Here is a 16,192-nt window from a genome sequence, read left to right as displayed (position 1 = left end):
TACTCACACTTTCGTTTTTTAATTCCCGCTTCGTAAAAAAGTAACGCAAGAAGCTGAAATCTCTCGAACGAACGTTCGGTTGAACAAAGTGCGGCTAAAGTCAATGATGTGTTTATTTATTTTGCGAGTGCAATCACGCTACGCCACTTGCAATATGAAAATTTATGATCGTCATTTTAGAACGCCACTCCGCAAATACTTCCTGCTGATGCTTCATGTTAAGTCTGTGTAACCGCTTTCTGATTACTTTTATTCCGTTGAAGGATGAGTCAGAAAATGCGCCTTTCGGACTCTGTTCCCCCTTTCTTATTTTTAAGGAGCTTTATCATGTTACGTCCCACTGAAACGCCTTCGCGTGAAATTAAACGTCTTGATGGACTCTGGTCTTTTTCACTTGATGCAGATGATGCCGGAAGAAAGCAATCCTGGTGGCGTCAGGCGTTACCGGAGCGTCGCGCTATCGCCGTACCGGGAAGTTATAACGACCAGTTTGCCGATGCAGCGATCCATGATTACGTAGGGGATGTCTGGTATCAGCGGGAAACCCGTATTCCACATGGCTGGAATGATCGACGCATCGTGCTGCGCTTTGATGCCGTAACACACCGGGGAAGTGTATGGGTCAACGATCACTTTGTGATGGAACATCAGGGCGGCTACACCCCTTTTGAAGCAGATATTAGCCATCTGGTAACCGCTGGAGAAACAGTACGCATCACCGTCTGCGTCAATAACGAACTCAACTGGCAAACTATTCCGCCGGGCATGGTTACTCAGCAGGAAAATGGAAAAAAACAGCAGTCTTATTTTCATGACTTTTTCAACTATGCGGGTATTCACTGTAGCGTGATGCTCTACACCACCCCTAAAAAGTACGTTCAGGACATCACCGTGCTGACTGACGTGGCGACCAGCAGGAAGCAGGCAACCATGTCATGGGAAGTGGTTGCCTGCGGAAACATCCAGGTCGAATTACGTGACAGCAAGCAGCAGAAAGTTGCGACGGGTCACGGCGCAACAGGCACATTTATCCTGGATAAGCCTCATCTCTGGGAACCGGGTAAGGGATATTTGTATGAGTTGTGGGTTTCCAGTGAAGCCGAGGGTGAGCGCGATGAATATCCGCTACGGGTTGGCATCCGTTCGGTTGCCGTCAAAGGCGAGCAGTTTTTGATCAACCACAAGCCGTTCTATTTTACTGGCTTTGGCAGACATGAAGACGCGGATTTTCGTGGAAAAGGATTTGATCCTGTTTTGATGGTCCACGACCATGCCCTGATGAACTGGATTGGCGCCAATTCCTACCGGACTTCTCATTATCCTTATGCTGAGGAGATGCTCGACTGGGCTGACGAACATGGCATCGTGGTAATTAACGAAACGGCGGCGGTTGGCTTTAATTTGTCGCTGGGGATTGGCTTTGACGCCGGTGAAAAGCCCAAAGAACTCTACAGCGAAGAAGCCATTAACGGTGAAACCCAGCAAGCGCATTTGCAGGCGATTAAAGAACTGATTGAGCGCGACAAAAATCATCCGAGTGTCGTGATGTGGAGTATCGCGAACGAACCGGATACACGTCCTGAAGGCGCCCGGGAATATTTTGAACCGCTGGCTAAGGCCACCCGTGAGTTAGATCCGACACGACCGATCACCTGCGTTAATGTGATGTTCTGCGATGCTGAAACCGACACCATTACCGATCTTTTCGACGTCGTCTGCCTGAACCGCTATTACGGCTGGTACGTTCAGTGTGGAGATCTGGAGAAGGCCGAGCGGGTATTAGAGCGAGAGCTTTTGGCATGGCAGGCAAAACTACACCGTCCGATTATTATGACGGAATACGGTGTCGATACCCTGGCGGGCCTGCACTCGGTTTACCAGGATATGTGGAGTGAGGAGTATCAGTGCGCCTGGCTGGCGATGTATCACCGGGTATTTGATCGCGTCAGTGCGGTGACCGGCGAGCAGGTATGGAACTTCGCCGATTTCGCTACTTCACAGGGCATCATGCGGGTCGGAGGGAATAAAAAAGGCATTTTTACCCGTGATCGGAGGCCAAAATCTGCCGCTTTTGTGCTGAAAAAGCGCTGGACAGAAATGGCGTTTGGCGAAAAGCCAGCTCAGGGAGACAAGGAATGAGTCAACAACTGCCATGGCGAACCATAATCGGCTACAGCCTGGGGGATGTAGCCAACAACATCGCCTTTGCTATGGGCGCGCTGTTCCTGCTCAGCTATTACACCGACGTTGCAGGCGTCGGTGCCGCTGCCGCCGGAGCCATGCTGTTGGTCGTGCGCGTTTTTGATGCCTTTGCCGATATTGCTGCGGGACGTATTGTGGATAGCGTGAATACGCGCTGGGGTAAATTCCGCCCCTTTCTGTTGTTTGCTACGCCACCGCTGATGCTTTTCAGCGTGCTGGTATTCTGTGTTCCATCTGAATGGAGTCATACCAGTAAGGTTATTTATGCTTACGTGACCTATATGGGGCTGGGTCTTTGCTATAGCCTGGTCAACATTCCTTACGGATCGCTGGCTACCGCCATGACGCAGCAGCCTCAGTCTCGCGCCAGACTGGGCGCTGCGCGTAGCGTGGCGGCGGCGCTGACGTTTGTCTGTCTGGCATTTATTATCGGACCCAAAATAAGTGGTGTTGGTGCGTCAGAAATACGATCCGTCTATTTTGACTGGACCGTTACCCTTGCCGTGACAGGTTTGATCCTCTATTTCCTGTGCTTTAAATCCACACGGGAAAATGTGGTTCGTATCGTCGCGCAGCCTTCATTGCATATCAGTCTACAGACGCTGAAGAAAAACCGGCCGCTCATGCTGTTGTGCATCGCCGCGCTGTGTATTTTGATTTCAACTTTCGCCGTCAGTGCCTCTTCACTGTTTTACGTACGCTACGTACTGAATGATGTTGAACTGTTTTCCATACTGGTGTTGGTGCAAATGTTGGTAGGTTCGCTCGGCTCGGCACCCCTGGTTCCACGGCTGGTTAAGCGGCTGGGTAAAAAAAATACATTTCTTAGCGGTGCGGGCATCGGGACGCTGGGTTATTTGCTGTTTTTTCTGCTGTCTGACCAGCCACCATTATACGCATTGACGGCGCTGGCAATTGCTTCTATTGGGCAGGGGATCACTATGACTGTTATGTGGGCGCTGGAAGCTGACACGGTTGAATACGGCGAATACTTAACGGGTGTACGTATCGAGGGGCTGACATATTCATTTTTCTCTTTTACACGTAAATGCGGTCAGGCAATTGGCGGATCGTTTCCAGCTTTTATTCTCGGAATGAGCGGATATATTGCTAACCAGGCACAAACATCTGACGTTATTATGGGTATAAGAATATCAATCGCGCTGGTTCCCTGCCTGTTTATGTTATTAGCTTTAGGTGTTATTTGGTTTTATCCGCTAACGGATAAAAAATTCAGTGAGATTGTAAAGGAAATTGAGGTGCGCAAACGTGCGCAACAACAATTAATTAAAGACTTCAATAGATAAATCTTTCGTAAAAATAAAACCTGCAAGGTTAAATATGAAAATAAATGCGAAAATCGCAGCTATAAGTATAGCTGCGCTATCTACTTGTGCCTGCGTTCATGCTGAGAAAATAACTGAAGATGATCCCGCATTGCGTATACGTTTAAAAAATGAATTGCGCCGAGCGGATAAACCCAGTGCGGGAAATGCAAAAAATATTTATGCCTGGGTACAAGGTGCTTTAGTTGATTTCAGGAGTGGTTATTATCAGGATGCTGTTGGTGTAGAAGGTGGCGCTTATTATGTTTATAAATTAGGCGCACGTGAAAATATGAGTACCCGCTGGTATCTTGATAATCATGATAGCTTTGGCTTTGCACTGGGTGCGGTGAATATTAAATATTCAGACCATATGCTGTTAAAAGTTGGGCGTTTTGGCACTGACTACGGTTATGGCAGTCTGCCGTGGCGGATCCCGCTAATCGGCAGTAGCTCACAGCGAACGCTACCGACAGTTTCGGAAGGCGCGCTGGGCTATTTTGCAATGTCACCTCATCTGGAATTTTGGGCTATGTGGCGCACGCGCGTGTTTAACTGGACGGATTCAGCAACCGGCATTCGTGATGAAGGCGTTTATAATGCAGCAACGGGGGAATACGATAAGCACCGCCCACGAACATTTCTGGCTACCAGCTGGCACGATAAAAAAAGCCGTTATTCTGTTGGGGCCTCAATTCAGCAAGATGTTTCAACGCAACTGCAAACTATTCTGGAAAAACGGTTTGAGTTAAACGACAAATATGCCTTAAAAGGTGAACTGCTGGGTCTTTATGTTCATCTGGACGGTCTGAGCCGTTCGGAAATATCGCCTGATGAGACTTCACTGGTTAGCGGACAACTCACCTGGCTGGCCCCCTGGGGGAATCTGTTTACCAGTGCAGGTTATATGCAACATGCAATTAGCGGTGCCGTGGTGGATACTGACATCGGATACCCTTTTTCTTTAAGCCTCGATCGTAATCGGGAAAATATGGTCTCATGGCAGGCCGGGATTAATTATAATCTGACAGCCTCAACAAGCGTTATTGTGGCGCCAATCGTTACACATGGATATGAATCAAACCGCCAGGATGTCAAAATTCAGGGGCTTGGCCTGCTGGGTGGAATAAATCATCGTCAGACACAGGGGCCGCTAAAAGGACTCAACATATTTCTTGCTGCTGATAAGGGCAGAGAGAAAAGAGACGGAAGTGCCCTGGGCGACAGGCTGAATTACTGGGATATAAAGCTCAGTATTCAATATGATTTTACATTAAGGTAAAAATGGCTGAAGCATTATTTTTCCTAATATTTTCAGGCATAGTTAATTTTCTGTTGATTTCTAATTGAAATGGGATACTGTAAAAACTGTTTATAAATTAACGGACTGGATAATTACTTCACTCGTTCTTAAAATAATAAAAAATAACAACTATGGCATAAGCGCTCAGATCATGAATACATGGAATGAGGTCGCACGCTTGCATAGAAAGAAATTAATCCTTTTTGTCAGGCGTCATATCTTTATAAAAATTAATATTGAGACGGCGTGCTATGTCCGGCAGGCGGTTTTACTTATGATAGTTTTCATTATTTTTCACAAGGTTAAATCCAGTCATAACTGTAAAGTGAGAAAACATCCCTGACTAAAAAGAAAGGCGTTCTGTTACCTCAAAAAAGGCGTGTACATGCTGTTTAGCGCATTTCTGTCAGTGCGCTACCCCCTTACGCCGATAATGGCAGGCATGAAATACCATACCACATAAGCGTATGTAGCCTGTTGAAAATAGTGGAAAACCGCTTTGTAAAGCGATGGTTAAACTGCTGGATCCTTTTAGCAGTTTCTGTAACGAGCAGTAATCAGATTTTCCTGATTCAGAAAGCCGCTGAATACCGCGATTATCATGGTTTCACAACCTTTTGCTTAGGGATCTGAGTCTGTTTTGTACAAAAGGAGCGCCAAATAGTGACTTTCGTCAGAATAGATTTGCATCAATCCTTAAGTAAAATATAATATATTTTTTTTACAAAAAAATTACATTGCTTAGGGTTCGGTATAACATGCTTGACATCAGAATTTATTATTCAGCCTTAAGGTTTTTGAGTAGGCATAATAGTGATGTGCTAAAACAATATTGGTTAAAAGAAGTCACCCGAAAGGAAAAGTTTAGCTGGATAGACCTCCCAAAAAGAATAAAAGGCAGACGTAAATATTTTCTTTTCTGGTGGCGCCTTGCAAATGAAATGTACGCAACAGGGAATAAAAGCGAGAAAAAAAATGCCAAAAGAATCAATTCACGTCTCAAAGACCGATTCGGCGTTGAAATCATGCTCGGCGCGAAGATAGGGAAGGGATTACATATTCCGCACCTCAACGGGATAGTAATCACTGACATATTAATAGCAGGAGAAAACCTGACCATCCTTCAAAATGCCACTATCGGGAAACGGTACAGGTATCAGGAAGGGTGCATCAGAATCGGCAACAATGTAACTATTGGTGCTGGCTCACATATTATTGGAAATGATCTGAAAATTGGTGATGACGTCACTGTTGGCGCAGCGTCTATTGTTCTTAATGACATCCCATCAGATACCACTTATTTTATAAAAGTGCAGCCCTATATGCGATCAAATAACGCAAAATCGCACGGCGATATGATTAATGACGCTGGTTGATAATATCGTTAACTTGCGCCTGTTTTCGCGGGTTGTGTCTGTCTGTAATGGGCGCTGGATAACAACGTGTCGTTTATCCAGCGAATCAGGTATGACTAAACGGTATGCTGTTAAGCCAGTTGTTCATACCAGTTGAGCACTTTCTCCCAATCGTCTTTGGGCATGCCGGCAAGCTTCTTACCAAACTGAGTAAAATCGTGATTCTTAGCCTGGGCGCAGGTTAGTCTTCTGCGGCTGTGCTCAAGGTCAATAAAACCCGCCTGGATATGATCTGCGTAATGAATGAAAATATGTCTTGGATAGCAACTGCCATGTTGACGTTTTTGCAGATGCATTTTTCTAAAAGCTGAAGCTATTTCCTTAAGTATTCTCTCGTAAACGGACGCTTCAATAGTCTGATACGCTCCCGTTTTGTACCAGTCCTCTAGCGATAAAAAGTTCTTCATTTCTTTTGTTACGAGAAGAGCTCGCCATTGTCCATCTTTGCGTATTGCATCCCCAAAGATAATTTCTGGGACAACCACACCCGAACGCTGTAAATGCTTAATGGCATTAACTTCGCGCATGATTGTCGGAAGCCCGAAGGGATAACGTAAGCTATGATACAGATGATTTTCCATCCGTTTAATGTACACAACCTCACCGTTTACCACGGTTTTGATCACACCGCTGAATCCTCCACGACGCGTATTAGGTGGTTCTACCCAGCTTCCTTCTACTTCCCACCAGTCATTGAAATTCAACATAAAAACTATCCTTTTGGGCAAAATACATTCAAGCACATCGCTAAAAATATGAGGGAAGCGCGGGCCAACCCGCTGAAAATAAAGAAAAAACCAAAGCGTGAATCGTGAAGGTTGCGCTGTTACAATAAAAAATGCAAGGTAAGTGAACTTTACAACAAAATGACAAATACGTGACAAAAAATAGCATAAAATGGTAATTTTTTGACAGAGCATCAGACGATCATAGTCGGCTCTCTTTTTTGAATTAATAAATTTGGCGCGTTCCATGAAAAAAATTAAAATAAAAAAAATACTTGTCATTAAGTTTCGATTTCATGGTGACATGTTGCTGATTACACCCGTGATCAGCAGCTTAAAAGCCAATTATCCTGACGCGATCATTGATGTGTTGGGTTATGAAGGCAGCGTTGAAATATTGCGCGTAAATGATGATGTAGATAAAATCTTTGCAGTCAAGAATAAAAAAGCCAGCTTCTCGAATAAAACGCTTGATTACCTCAAAGTGGTGCATGAGCTTCATAAAGAAAAGTATAATCTCGTGGTTAATTTAAGCGATCAATGGCTCAGCGGTCTCATGACGCGTCTCATATCGCCCAGCTATTCCGTTGCTTTTGAATTCCAGCAGCGAAACCAGTTTCTGTGGCGTCTTTTTTTCCATGAATTAGTGAAACCGGAAGGTACACACGTCGTGGAACGCAACCTGTCTATCCTTAATGCGTTTGATTTTCCTGTTACCGTAAAAAACACCAAAATGGGGTATCACGCCTTTGTCTGGGAAGGGATAAAATTCCGTCTGGGAAAAGAGTGGGATCAGCAAAAATACGTAGTTGTACAACCAACGGCACGTCAGAAATTCAAATACTGGGATGATGAAAAATTCGCCGAAGTTATCGATTATATTCAGCGGGTTACTCACCATAAGGTGATTATTACCTGCGGTCCTTCTGAAGATGACAAACGTTGCGTTGCGCGTATCGCCGAACTATGCAAAGTGAAACCCGTAATGACACTTGCGGGAAATACCACATTTGATGAACTCGCTGCGGTCATTGATCATGCACAGTTTTTTATCGGTGTTGACTCAGCACCGATGCATATTGCCGCCGCAGTAGACACGCCCATTATTTGCCTGTTTGGTGCAACGGATCATCGTGCATGGCATCCCTGGACAGAAAAATTCTGGATGGTATGGGCAGGTAATTATCACCCCATGCCGAAACGCAGCGAAATCGATCGGAGCTTTAAATACTTATCCTATATACCCGTCGAAAAAGTTATTGATGCGGTAAATAGTGCTGTGACAGCGGAGAAGGCCGGATGAAAATAGCTTTCTGCCTTCACGACTATTTCCCTTATGGCGGTATGCAGCGGGATTTTATGCGTATTGCCCGCGCCAGCCAGGATAAAGGCAACGATATTCGCGTGTATACGTTTTCCTGGGAAGGGGAACCCGTTCCCGGATTTGAACTCGTTATCGTCACGAGGATAGGATTATCCAACCACAGCAGCAATGAAAACTTCAGCAAATGGGTCAGAAAGCATCGGGAAAAATATCCTGTCGATGTCGTGGTGGGGTTTAACAAAATGCCCGGCCTTGATTATTATTTTGCTGCTGATGTCTGTTATGCCGAGAAAACCAGCCAGGAAAAAGGCTTTTTTTACAAGCTGACACCGCGTTATCGCAGTTATATGCGGGCTGAAAGAGCAGTAATGGCTCCGACGGCCAAAACGCATCTGCTTTTATTAACTGAAAAGCAAAAAGCAGATTTCCAGTCTCACTATCATACCCAGGACTCGCGCATCCATATGCTGCCGCCAGGGATAGACGCCGATCGGTTCCAGCATTTACCTGCGCGCTCATCTGCAGGCATTCAGCAGCTTCGGGCAGAACTTGGGGCCACATCCGAAAGTTTTCTGTTGCTACAGGTTGGTTCAGACTTCAAACGCAAAGGCGTTGACAGAAGCCTGAATGCTATTGCTGCACTGCCCGAAAATATCCGATCCAGATGCATATTCGTGGTGGTTGGTGAAGATAAGCCGGAACCTTATCAGCGTTTGGCCTCCCGGCTCGGTATTAGCGATCGGGTGAGGTTTTTTTCAGGCCGGGAAGATATAAACGACCTGATGATTGCCGCTGATTTATTATTGCATCCGGCCTATCAGGAAGCAGGCGGTATCGTCATTATCGAGGCCATTGCCTGCGGTTTGCCTGCTATTGTCAGCGGCACCTGTGGTTATGCATTCTATGTTACCCATTCAGGATGCGGACTGGTGTTGGCGGAGCCTGTTACACAGACGGATATAAATGAAGCTCTGGCTGAAGCGCTGCTGGATGAAAAGCGCATAACATACTGGCAGAACAGCGCCAAAAATTATCTGCAACAGAATAACCTTTATCAGCTTGCGGAGCGTGCGTCGGCTATCATTATGAATGAGGATGCACGTGCAGATTCTTAAAGAGCCCTTTAAATCCCAATGGGAAAATAAAGATGTTTTTGCTCAGGTAAAACAACTCCAGGGCGAAACTTACCGGCAGGTCGGAACGCGGCGCACGATTCAATTTAATTTTGCGGAAGAAAGCTATTTCCTGAAATACCATAGCGGAACCACAATCAGGGAAATACTGAAGAATATCGTTACGTTGAAGATGCCGGTATTAGGGGCCGATAATGAATGGCAAGCTATTAACCGCCTGAAACGTCACGGCATTGCTACAATGGAAGGCGTAGCTTATGGCAAAAAGAACTGGAACCCGCTGAATCGGGAGTCTTTTATTATCACAGAAGATCTCAATCCCGCTATTAGCCTTGAGGATTTCTGTCAGGACTGGAAAGTCAACCGGCCATCTCCTTCTGTAAAATACACGTTAATCCGAAGCCTGGCATCCACGGTAAGACGTATGCATCAGATCGGCATTAATCATCGGGACTGTTATTTATGCCATTTCCTGCTAAAACAATCTTTAGAAGGAAATGAAGGTGAGGTTGATCTTTTCATCATTGACCTCCATCGTGCGCAGTCTCGTCACCATGTCCCACGCCGCTGGCGAGATAAGGATCTGATTGGCCTATATTATTCCACACTGGAACTCGGTCTGAATGCGCGAGACTATCTCTATTTTTTAAAGATCTATACAGGACTGGATTATTCCAGCGTGATCAAAAAAGAAGCTCGTCTGATCAAAGCCGCTCTCAAAAAATCACAAAAAATTCAGCAGCGAACGATACGCAAATCGTTATGACAATATGACTATACAGACATTCATCTTATGAAAAATAACGATGTTCAAAAATTAAGCCTGCAAGTGACATCAGAAGACGTTATTAATCCGCTGAGCATAGAGGAAGAAAGCGTTGCGCTTCGCGTTGCTTATGGTGCCGATGAATTTTTTTTAGCGGGTTGTCTGGCTTCAATGGCATCAGTGATGCAGCATAATAAAAATATAGCCATCCATTTTTTCATTTTCATTAATGACAACTGCCAGATTGGCCTTAAGAAAATAGAACAATTTTCACAACAGTATGGTCATCTGGTCAGTATCTTGCGAGTAAATGAAGACGATCAGAAAACGCTGCCAACGAACAAGCTATGGTCTACAGCTATCTACTATCGTTTTTTAATGGCTGACTATCTGGCCAGTAGAATGGATACGCTTCTTTATCTTGATTCGGATGTAATTTGTAACGGAAGCCTCGATATTTTCACCCATCTGGACCTGCAGGGAAAAATTGCAGGTGCCGTGCATGAACGTGGCGGTGAATGGTGGCAAGAGCGCGCCAGCAAACTGAACTGCGCGGGGCTTACATCGGGTTACTTCAATACAGGTGTCATTTATTTCGACCTGAGAAAATGGGCTGGCTTAAATATCACACAACAGATATTAGATCTGCTTAGTGATAGCGACGTGGTAAAACGGTTAACTTTTTACGATCAGGATCTGTTCAATCTTACTCTGTTGAATAACGTTCTGCCTTTAGATAGTCGATATAACGTTCAGTTTAGTATCAATCGGTTACTGAAAAATACTACACAGCAAGATATTAATAGCGCCGCGCTAATTCACTATATTGGTCCCACAAAACCCTGGTTTTCATGGGCGGAAAAATATCAGGAATGTAAACCGTTCTGGCACGCGCTGGCGAACTCACCCTGGCAGGATATGGCCTCAATGCAGCCAACTACTCCAATGCATTACCGTTATGCTTATCTTCATATGAAAAAACAGAAAAGAACAGCCAAAATGATAAGCTATTTCAGTTTATATCTACTGAAAAAATTTTTACATGTCGCTAAACGAGTTGGAGCTTAACATGTTGGTTAAAACCAAATGTGATGATTACGTTATTTACACCAAAGGAAAGGGTGAGGACTATAAAAGGGTCTTTGCGGATTTTATTCACAACCGCCTGACAGTAGAAGAAGTTTTCCGAAATATTGAAGATACGAAAGTTGTATTGGTTAATTTTGAATTAAAGCTGTATGTACTGAAAGTTTTTAAGCCCAAAGAGAAACAACTTGAGCGGTTTCTGAAGTCATTTATCAAAGGGGACTATTATCTCAATCTAATGAAAAAAACCGATGAGCTATGGTCAAAGGGCGTACAATTCCAGAACGATTTTTACCTTCTGGCAGAGAAAAAGATATTTAATTATGCCAGCTTGTTCATTATGTTGATTGAGTACATACCCGGTCAGGAACTGAGCTTATATCACACCGTACCTGAAGAGTTAAAAAAGAAATTGTCTCAATTATTTCATGTTTGCATGAAAATGGTATGGTTTCGGGGGATCCGCATAAAGGAAACTTCATTATCTCTGATAACGGGTTAAGGCTTATAGATCTGTCGGGCAAGAAGATCAATAAGATGAGAATTGCCAAGGATTACATCGACTTAGAACGACATTTAGGCATTAATGCATTCCATAAGGGCTTCTTTTATCATTGGGTGAAAAAGAAGTCCCAGTTCCGCAAGCGGTTCAAGGCGTTTAAACTGGCATTAAAAGGTAAATAAACAGAGTCAGGTGGCGAGAGTGATTTTTAACAAGCAAGCCCTCAAGCAGGTAAGAAGCCAGGTGCGGGCTAAAAATGTCATCATCTTTCTTTCCGGTCCCAGTGCTGTCAAAACACCTTTGTCACTGCTGGCCAGTAATGATGTTATCGCGGTAAATGGCTCTGCTTCGTGGCTGATTGAAAATGGAATTCATCCTTTCATCTATATGGTGACGGACATTCGTTTTATCACATCACGGCAAAGTGAGTTTGAACGTAATGTTGAGCTAAGCGATTACTGCGTAATCAATGAAGATGTTTATGCCAAAGCGCCAGCAGATAAGAAAACATGGCTTGCGGAACGCTGTTATATCATTCATGAGCTTTATAAGCGGGAAAAAGCCGGGCCAATAAAAAAATTAAAGTTCTGGTTATATTGCCAGCGACATCCTGACGTTGTGATGTATGTTCCGTTATCACGTAAAAAAAGAATTTTGGGTTTTTCCAAAGATATTTCAATAGGATATTGCAATTGTAAAACAGTAGCTTACGCCTGTATGCAGATGGCTTATTCGTTACGTTATGAAAAAATAATTTGCGCAGGGCTGGATCTGTCTGGGTCATTTAAGCGATTTTACGATAAATCTGCTTCATCAAAACTGGTGACTGAGTTACAGCAGGATCTTGATAAAATTTTGCCTCTGTTCACTTTTATGCGGGAGCGCATTAATCCTCCTTTATTTACTCTCTCATTAGAAACCTCAGTACCTTATAAAGATATTCCGCTTATCGATTTACAACAGCTGGACATACCTGATTAAAATCACATGTTAAAATCTGAATACTACGAAAATATTTAAGGGGAGTTTATGGAAGGCGCATTGTCTCTGTTTTCACGAAAGGAAAGCCTGGCTGAAAACTGGCAGAGACTGCTTTTTATATTGTTCAGTGTCACCTATTTCTTTGACGGAATTACGCGTTATAAACATGCTGTTCACATCGCTATTTTAATCACCGCCATAACGATTATCTGGATAGATAAGTCTGTTTTGAGAACAATTTTCACGCCAGTCAGGCTATTTTTACCGCTCTTAATGCTTGTTTATGGTCTTTATTCTACATTGATTTCCATAGACGTTCATCTGAGTCTGAAATATTTTAATCAGCATATACTGTTTGCAAATTTCCTGCTGCCATTATTTGTTTCTGTCTTATTGCTGAAATTATCTGCGCAGCAACTTGCTCGCACCTGGCTGCAAAGCTTGCTTATTCTCTTTATTGTTTTAGCTATATCGGAAGCTTATATATATATTGTTGAGTATCGCCATGGTGTAATGCCTTTTACTAATTATGAGCATCGGTTTATTACTGATGCGCTTATCTTTACCCTGCCAGCCTTATTATGGCTTTCTTTGAAGAAAACGCCTGCATTCCTTATCTGTGCAGTGATTGCAGCGGCGGTGTATATTTTTCTCATGTTAGGCACCTTACAAAGAGGAACCTGGCTCTCTATTTTTACGTTGTTTCTGTTATGGTGCTTTTTCATGCGTCGCTGGAAATTTTGCTCACTGGTACTCGGAGCAGGCACTTGTCTTTTGATTGCGTTATCCTTATTCAATCTTAAACAGACGGAGCTGGTTAGTCATAAACTTCAACAGACAGGCAGCAGCGAGCGTTTTGGCGCGGGAACGCAGGGAGCAGGTCTGGATATGATTCTGAAAAATCCGGTCATTGGTTATGGACTAGGAGATAAGGTTTACCTCAAGGCTTATGCGCTGAACTTACCCTCGCACCCTGGCTGGTTTTTCCGTGAACCGATTAGCCCTCATAATATGTATCTCTCTTTTTGGTTTTCTGGCGGTGTCCCTGGCCTGGCAACACTTATTCTGTTTTTTACAGTGCTTTTCCGGACATCCTATAAGCACTGGAAAAATACGCGCCATGAAATCCAGTATGCATGGTTAAGTATCATCCTGATCGCCAGTTCGGCTTATTTAGTACGAGGCGTGGTGGAGCTATCGAATTTTGATAACTTCTCACTACTTATGGCGCTATTGATCGGCCTTTCTGCTCCACGGCCGCGATCCTCTGACGCGTAATATCAATAAAAAAGTTGCAGTGATTCTGTAATCACTGCAACTTTTCTGTCAATAAATAACGGGATGCGAAACACCGGCGGGGCGTTGCATTACTACATAGATAAAGATCAGCTCGCTAGCTTATGCCTTTCGGAACCCTTTTTCACGGCTTTGGTCCAGGATTTCAGTTTCTTCTGCGTCATAAAAAACTTATATGACAGGTTCGTTACGCTGCGCTTAATTCCCAAACGGTGCTCAAGATCATACCAGTCATTATTTCGGCGAAAACGCGTCGCCTTTTTTCCTGAAATATCAATGAATCGAATGCCGTTATCCGTGATCAGCACATTTTCACGACTAATATCAGAAGAGAAAGCGCATAGCCTGTGCAGGGTTGTTACACTTTTGATAATCTCATCACGATGAGCAGAAAGTTCAATTTTGGCTGAACGAAGATTATTCCCCTTTATATGCTCCATGACGATCACAGCATACTCGTTATGTTGCTTTCCGCGAGCCACTGCATAATGACAGCAAGCAACATGACAATCAGAGGCAAGCATTCTGTGCGTAATGTTAACCAGATTAAAATAAGGATCACTTTTTATTCTTGCTAAGGCTCTGTAAAAAAGTTTTTTACGTTTTTTGACTATTACCTTAACAACGTATTTTTTCAGGCCTTCCTGAATGCTAAAAACTTTGGTATCTCTGTCGCTACGAAAAATTTCGATCGCCTCAAGCTGGCCGTTAAAAAACTTATTAAGGATGGCCTGATATAAATGATTGTCATCAATTACTCGGTAACTTCTTCTGACGCGCATATTTTATATCCTTCTATTTTTAATGATTTTTTATCTGCTTTCATGAAATGCCAGGCTGTCTGAAAAAGAGCAAGCATAAACGGAAGTTCATAAAGCTCTTCCGTAATATCCTGATAGTGTTTATTGGCAACAAATATAAAATATAAGGCTCGCTTGTGCTCAACGGTGTCAGAAATAAGAAAGCACACCAGCGATAATGCGAAATAGAGCACAGGAAATGCCTCCGTATGGAGTTTTTGTTTTAACTCATCTCTTAAATCTTTCGAGAGCAGCATAATAATCAATGGCGCAATCCAGACGACTGAAAGCGTCCTGAAAATCCAGTGAGGATGATGAGGGAAAATGTCACGTCCCCAGCTTATGCTGCGGCCAAACAGCATCAGCCACCATTGCGCAGCCCATAGCCAGAACATACGTTTTGAATTTAAACGTTGCCATGGCTTCATATAAGCCAGCGTAAACAGGCAGCAGAATAACAACCAGACAGCCTGCGCTGATTCAATTACGTTGACCTGTAAAGCGTCGAAAAGCGAGTCGTTAAAAATACGCACGACGATGAAAATGACAGGAAGCAACAAGACAGCAAAGAAGCCCGGGTGATATGAAGTATCAAATTTCATGGAAAGGGTTTTCATATTAAACATTTGCAAAGAATTATATTTTTTTGTAAATGCAACCCTTGCTTTTATGTGCTGTTTTGCCTTTTAGTCGATGCTTCATTAGCATTTCGTGCTGTTTAATGGACAGGTGAGACGCAAAGGTTTTACCGCTGAAATTCTGTCAGAGACATGTTTTATACAGATAAGAGGTTGAAAAAACGTGCTTTGCTAGCGTGATAAAAAATAACCACAATGTTATAAATATATTTTTATATTACAGGGTGAGGCTTTCTAAATTTTGTTTAAAAATAGTGCTATCACGTTTTGCATAACCACAGGCTTATCCTGTAGCGTGACAGCATGAAGGCAGAAAATAATCTTTTATTTCCCGATTTTTTAGGAAGTTAATCATCATCTCCTTCGATGTATCATAAGCTCTTCTCGCCGCGACTGTATTTAGCAGAATAATGGCTTCACCCGTTTCGTTATTGTTTAAACAGCTATGGATTATCTCCACTATTTTACCTCTCAACATATTTAAATTGTTGCAACAATAACGGGCAGGATTTTGGAATCATCTACGCTGTTAACTCACTGTTAATCCATTCTTTATAGTCAGCCGCCCTCGAACCGTTTTTAGATCTTTTCCGCAATAAATACACACGAAGCCAGAGCATGACAAGCTGTCCTTGCCAGTCTGTTCAGACAACTAAAAACAACCTTGCCATTGCGTAAAAAATTGAATACAGCTAG

Annotated in this window: 13 protein-coding genes and 1 pseudogene; 11 read left to right on the top strand and 3 right to left on the bottom strand. The window is 43.4% G+C overall.

Features of this window, described 5'->3' with window-relative positions; translation table 11 throughout:
• Positions 1 to 327: 327 nt before the first annotated feature.
• The 4 genes from uidA to QRY16_RS12045 all read left to right on the top strand — a co-directional run bounded on the left by uidA (position 328) and on the right by QRY16_RS12045 (position 6,206).
• Positions 328 to 2,139 carry a beta-glucuronidase gene (gene uidA / locus QRY16_RS12060; RefSeq protein ID WP_289776740.1) on the top strand — a complete coding sequence of 604 codons (1,812 nt, stop codon included), beginning with the start codon at positions 328 to 330 and terminating at the stop codon, positions 2,137 to 2,139.
• Positions 2,136 to 3,509, top strand: coding sequence for a glucuronide transporter (gene uidB / locus QRY16_RS12055; protein ID WP_289776739.1), 1,374 nt, complete (start codon positions 2,136 to 2,138; stop codon positions 3,507 to 3,509). The genes uidA and uidB overlap by 4 nt, the downstream gene beginning before the upstream one ends.
• A gap of 34 nt (positions 3,510 to 3,543) precedes the next feature.
• Positions 3,544 to 4,809, top strand: coding sequence for a glucuronide uptake porin UidC (uidC, locus tag QRY16_RS12050; RefSeq protein WP_289776738.1), 1,266 nt, complete (start codon positions 3,544 to 3,546; stop codon positions 4,807 to 4,809).
• Positions 4,810 to 5,588: 779 nt separating this feature from the next.
• Positions 5,589 to 6,206: a serine acetyltransferase gene (locus QRY16_RS12045; protein WP_289776737.1), complete on the top strand. Its 618-nt coding sequence runs from the start codon at positions 5,589 to 5,591 to the stop codon at positions 6,204 to 6,206.
• Positions 6,207 to 6,316: 110 nt separating this feature from the next.
• On the opposite strand, the gene inaA is transcribed toward QRY16_RS12045, so the two are convergent.
• Positions 6,317 to 6,952: a lipopolysaccharide kinase InaA gene (gene inaA, locus QRY16_RS12040; RefSeq protein ID WP_289776773.1), complete on the bottom strand. Its 636-nt coding sequence runs from the start codon at positions 6,950 to 6,952 to the stop codon at positions 6,317 to 6,319.
• Positions 6,953 to 7,217: 265 nt separating this feature from the next.
• Between inaA and rfaQ the strand changes: the two genes are divergently transcribed.
• The 7 genes and pseudogenes from rfaQ to rfaL all read left to right on the top strand — a co-directional run bounded on the left by rfaQ (position 7,218) and on the right by rfaL (position 14,040).
• Positions 7,218 to 8,273, top strand: coding sequence for a putative lipopolysaccharide heptosyltransferase III (gene rfaQ, locus QRY16_RS12035; protein ID WP_289776736.1), 1,056 nt, complete (start codon positions 7,218 to 7,220; stop codon positions 8,271 to 8,273).
• The gene (locus tag QRY16_RS12030) at positions 8,270 to 9,409 is read left to right on the top strand and encodes a glycosyltransferase family 4 protein (protein ID WP_289776735.1); all 1,140 of its coding nucleotides are present in this window, start codon (positions 8,270 to 8,272) and stop codon (positions 9,407 to 9,409) included. The genes rfaQ and QRY16_RS12030 overlap by 4 nt, the downstream gene beginning before the upstream one ends.
• Complete coding sequence (gene rfaP, locus QRY16_RS12025; RefSeq protein ID WP_193406191.1) at positions 9,396 to 10,193, top strand: lipopolysaccharide core heptose(I) kinase RfaP; 798 nt, start codon at positions 9,396 to 9,398, stop codon at positions 10,191 to 10,193. The genes QRY16_RS12030 and rfaP overlap by 14 nt, the downstream gene beginning before the upstream one ends.
• 27 nt (positions 10,194 to 10,220) lie before the next feature.
• The gene (locus QRY16_RS12020) at positions 10,221 to 11,261 is read left to right on the top strand and encodes a glycosyltransferase (protein ID WP_289776734.1); all 1,041 of its coding nucleotides are present in this window, start codon (positions 10,221 to 10,223) and stop codon (positions 11,259 to 11,261) included.
• A pseudogene (rfaY, locus tag QRY16_RS12015) lies at positions 11,236 to 11,963 on the top strand (lipopolysaccharide core heptose(II) kinase RfaY). The gene QRY16_RS12020 and the pseudogene rfaY overlap by 26 nt, the downstream one beginning before the upstream one ends.
• 19 nt (positions 11,964 to 11,982) lie before the next feature.
• Positions 11,983 to 12,762, top strand: a complete 780-nt coding sequence (gene waaZ, locus QRY16_RS12005; protein ID WP_289776731.1) for a 3-deoxy-D-manno-oct-2-ulosonate III transferase WaaZ — start codon at positions 11,983 to 11,985, stop codon at positions 12,760 to 12,762.
• 48 nt (positions 12,763 to 12,810) lie between these two features.
• Positions 12,811 to 14,040, top strand: a complete 1,230-nt coding sequence (gene rfaL, locus QRY16_RS12000) for an O-antigen ligase RfaL (protein WP_289776730.1) — start codon at positions 12,811 to 12,813, stop codon at positions 14,038 to 14,040.
• 107 nt (positions 14,041 to 14,147) lie between these two features.
• Here rfaL and QRY16_RS11995 read toward each other — a convergent pair whose 3' ends face one another.
• Both QRY16_RS11995 and QRY16_RS11990 read right to left on the bottom strand, forming a co-directional pair.
• Positions 14,148 to 14,840 carry a lipopolysaccharide core heptose(II) kinase RfaY gene (locus QRY16_RS11995; protein ID WP_193406186.1) on the bottom strand — a complete coding sequence of 231 codons (693 nt, stop codon included), beginning with the start codon at positions 14,838 to 14,840 and terminating at the stop codon, positions 14,148 to 14,150.
• Entirely contained in the window at positions 14,813 to 15,460 is a 648-nt protein-coding gene (locus QRY16_RS11990; protein WP_289776729.1) for a hypothetical protein, read from the bottom strand. The genes QRY16_RS11995 and QRY16_RS11990 overlap by 28 nt, the downstream gene beginning before the upstream one ends.
• Positions 15,461 to 16,192 lie beyond the last annotated feature (732 nt).

This window comes from Mixta mediterraneensis, assembly GCF_030283135.1.
In the GTDB taxonomy this organism is placed as follows: Bacteria; Pseudomonadota; Gammaproteobacteria; order Enterobacterales; family Enterobacteriaceae; genus Pantoea; species Pantoea mediterraneensis.
The sequence above is the reverse complement of the archived record's forward strand: the minus strand, read 5'-3'. Positions and strand labels throughout refer to the sequence as shown.

What these genes read in the sequence shown, in the direction of transcription:
- QRY16_RS12045 (WP_289776737.1), top strand. Translation starts at nt 5,589, where the DNA reads ATGCTTGACATCAGAATTTATTATTCAGCCTTAAGGTTTTTGAGTAGG.
- QRY16_RS12030 (WP_289776735.1), top strand. Translation starts at nt 8,270, where the DNA reads ATGAAAATAGCTTTCTGCCTTCACGACTATTTCCCTTATGGCGGTATG.
- QRY16_RS11990 (WP_289776729.1), bottom strand. Translation starts at nt 15,460, where the DNA reads ATGAAATTTGATACTTCATATCACCCGGGCTTCTTTGCTGTCTTGTTG.
- uidB (WP_289776739.1), top strand. Translation starts at nt 2,136, where the DNA reads ATGAGTCAACAACTGCCATGGCGAACCATAATCGGCTACAGCCTGGGG.
- rfaL (WP_289776730.1), top strand. Translation starts at nt 12,811, where the DNA reads ATGGAAGGCGCATTGTCTCTGTTTTCACGAAAGGAAAGCCTGGCTGAA.
- uidA (WP_289776740.1), top strand. Translation starts at nt 328, where the DNA reads ATGTTACGTCCCACTGAAACGCCTTCGCGTGAAATTAAACGTCTTGAT.
- QRY16_RS11995 (WP_193406186.1), bottom strand. Translation starts at nt 14,840, where the DNA reads ATGCGCGTCAGAAGAAGTTACCGAGTAATTGATGACAATCATTTATAT.
- QRY16_RS12020 (WP_289776734.1), top strand. Translation starts at nt 10,221, where the DNA reads ATGAAAAATAACGATGTTCAAAAATTAAGCCTGCAAGTGACATCAGAA.
- inaA (WP_289776773.1), bottom strand. Translation starts at nt 6,952, where the DNA reads ATGTTGAATTTCAATGACTGGTGGGAAGTAGAAGGAAGCTGGGTAGAA.
- uidC (WP_289776738.1), top strand. Translation starts at nt 3,544, where the DNA reads ATGAAAATAAATGCGAAAATCGCAGCTATAAGTATAGCTGCGCTATCT.
- rfaQ (WP_289776736.1), top strand. Translation starts at nt 7,218, where the DNA reads ATGAAAAAAATTAAAATAAAAAAAATACTTGTCATTAAGTTTCGATTT.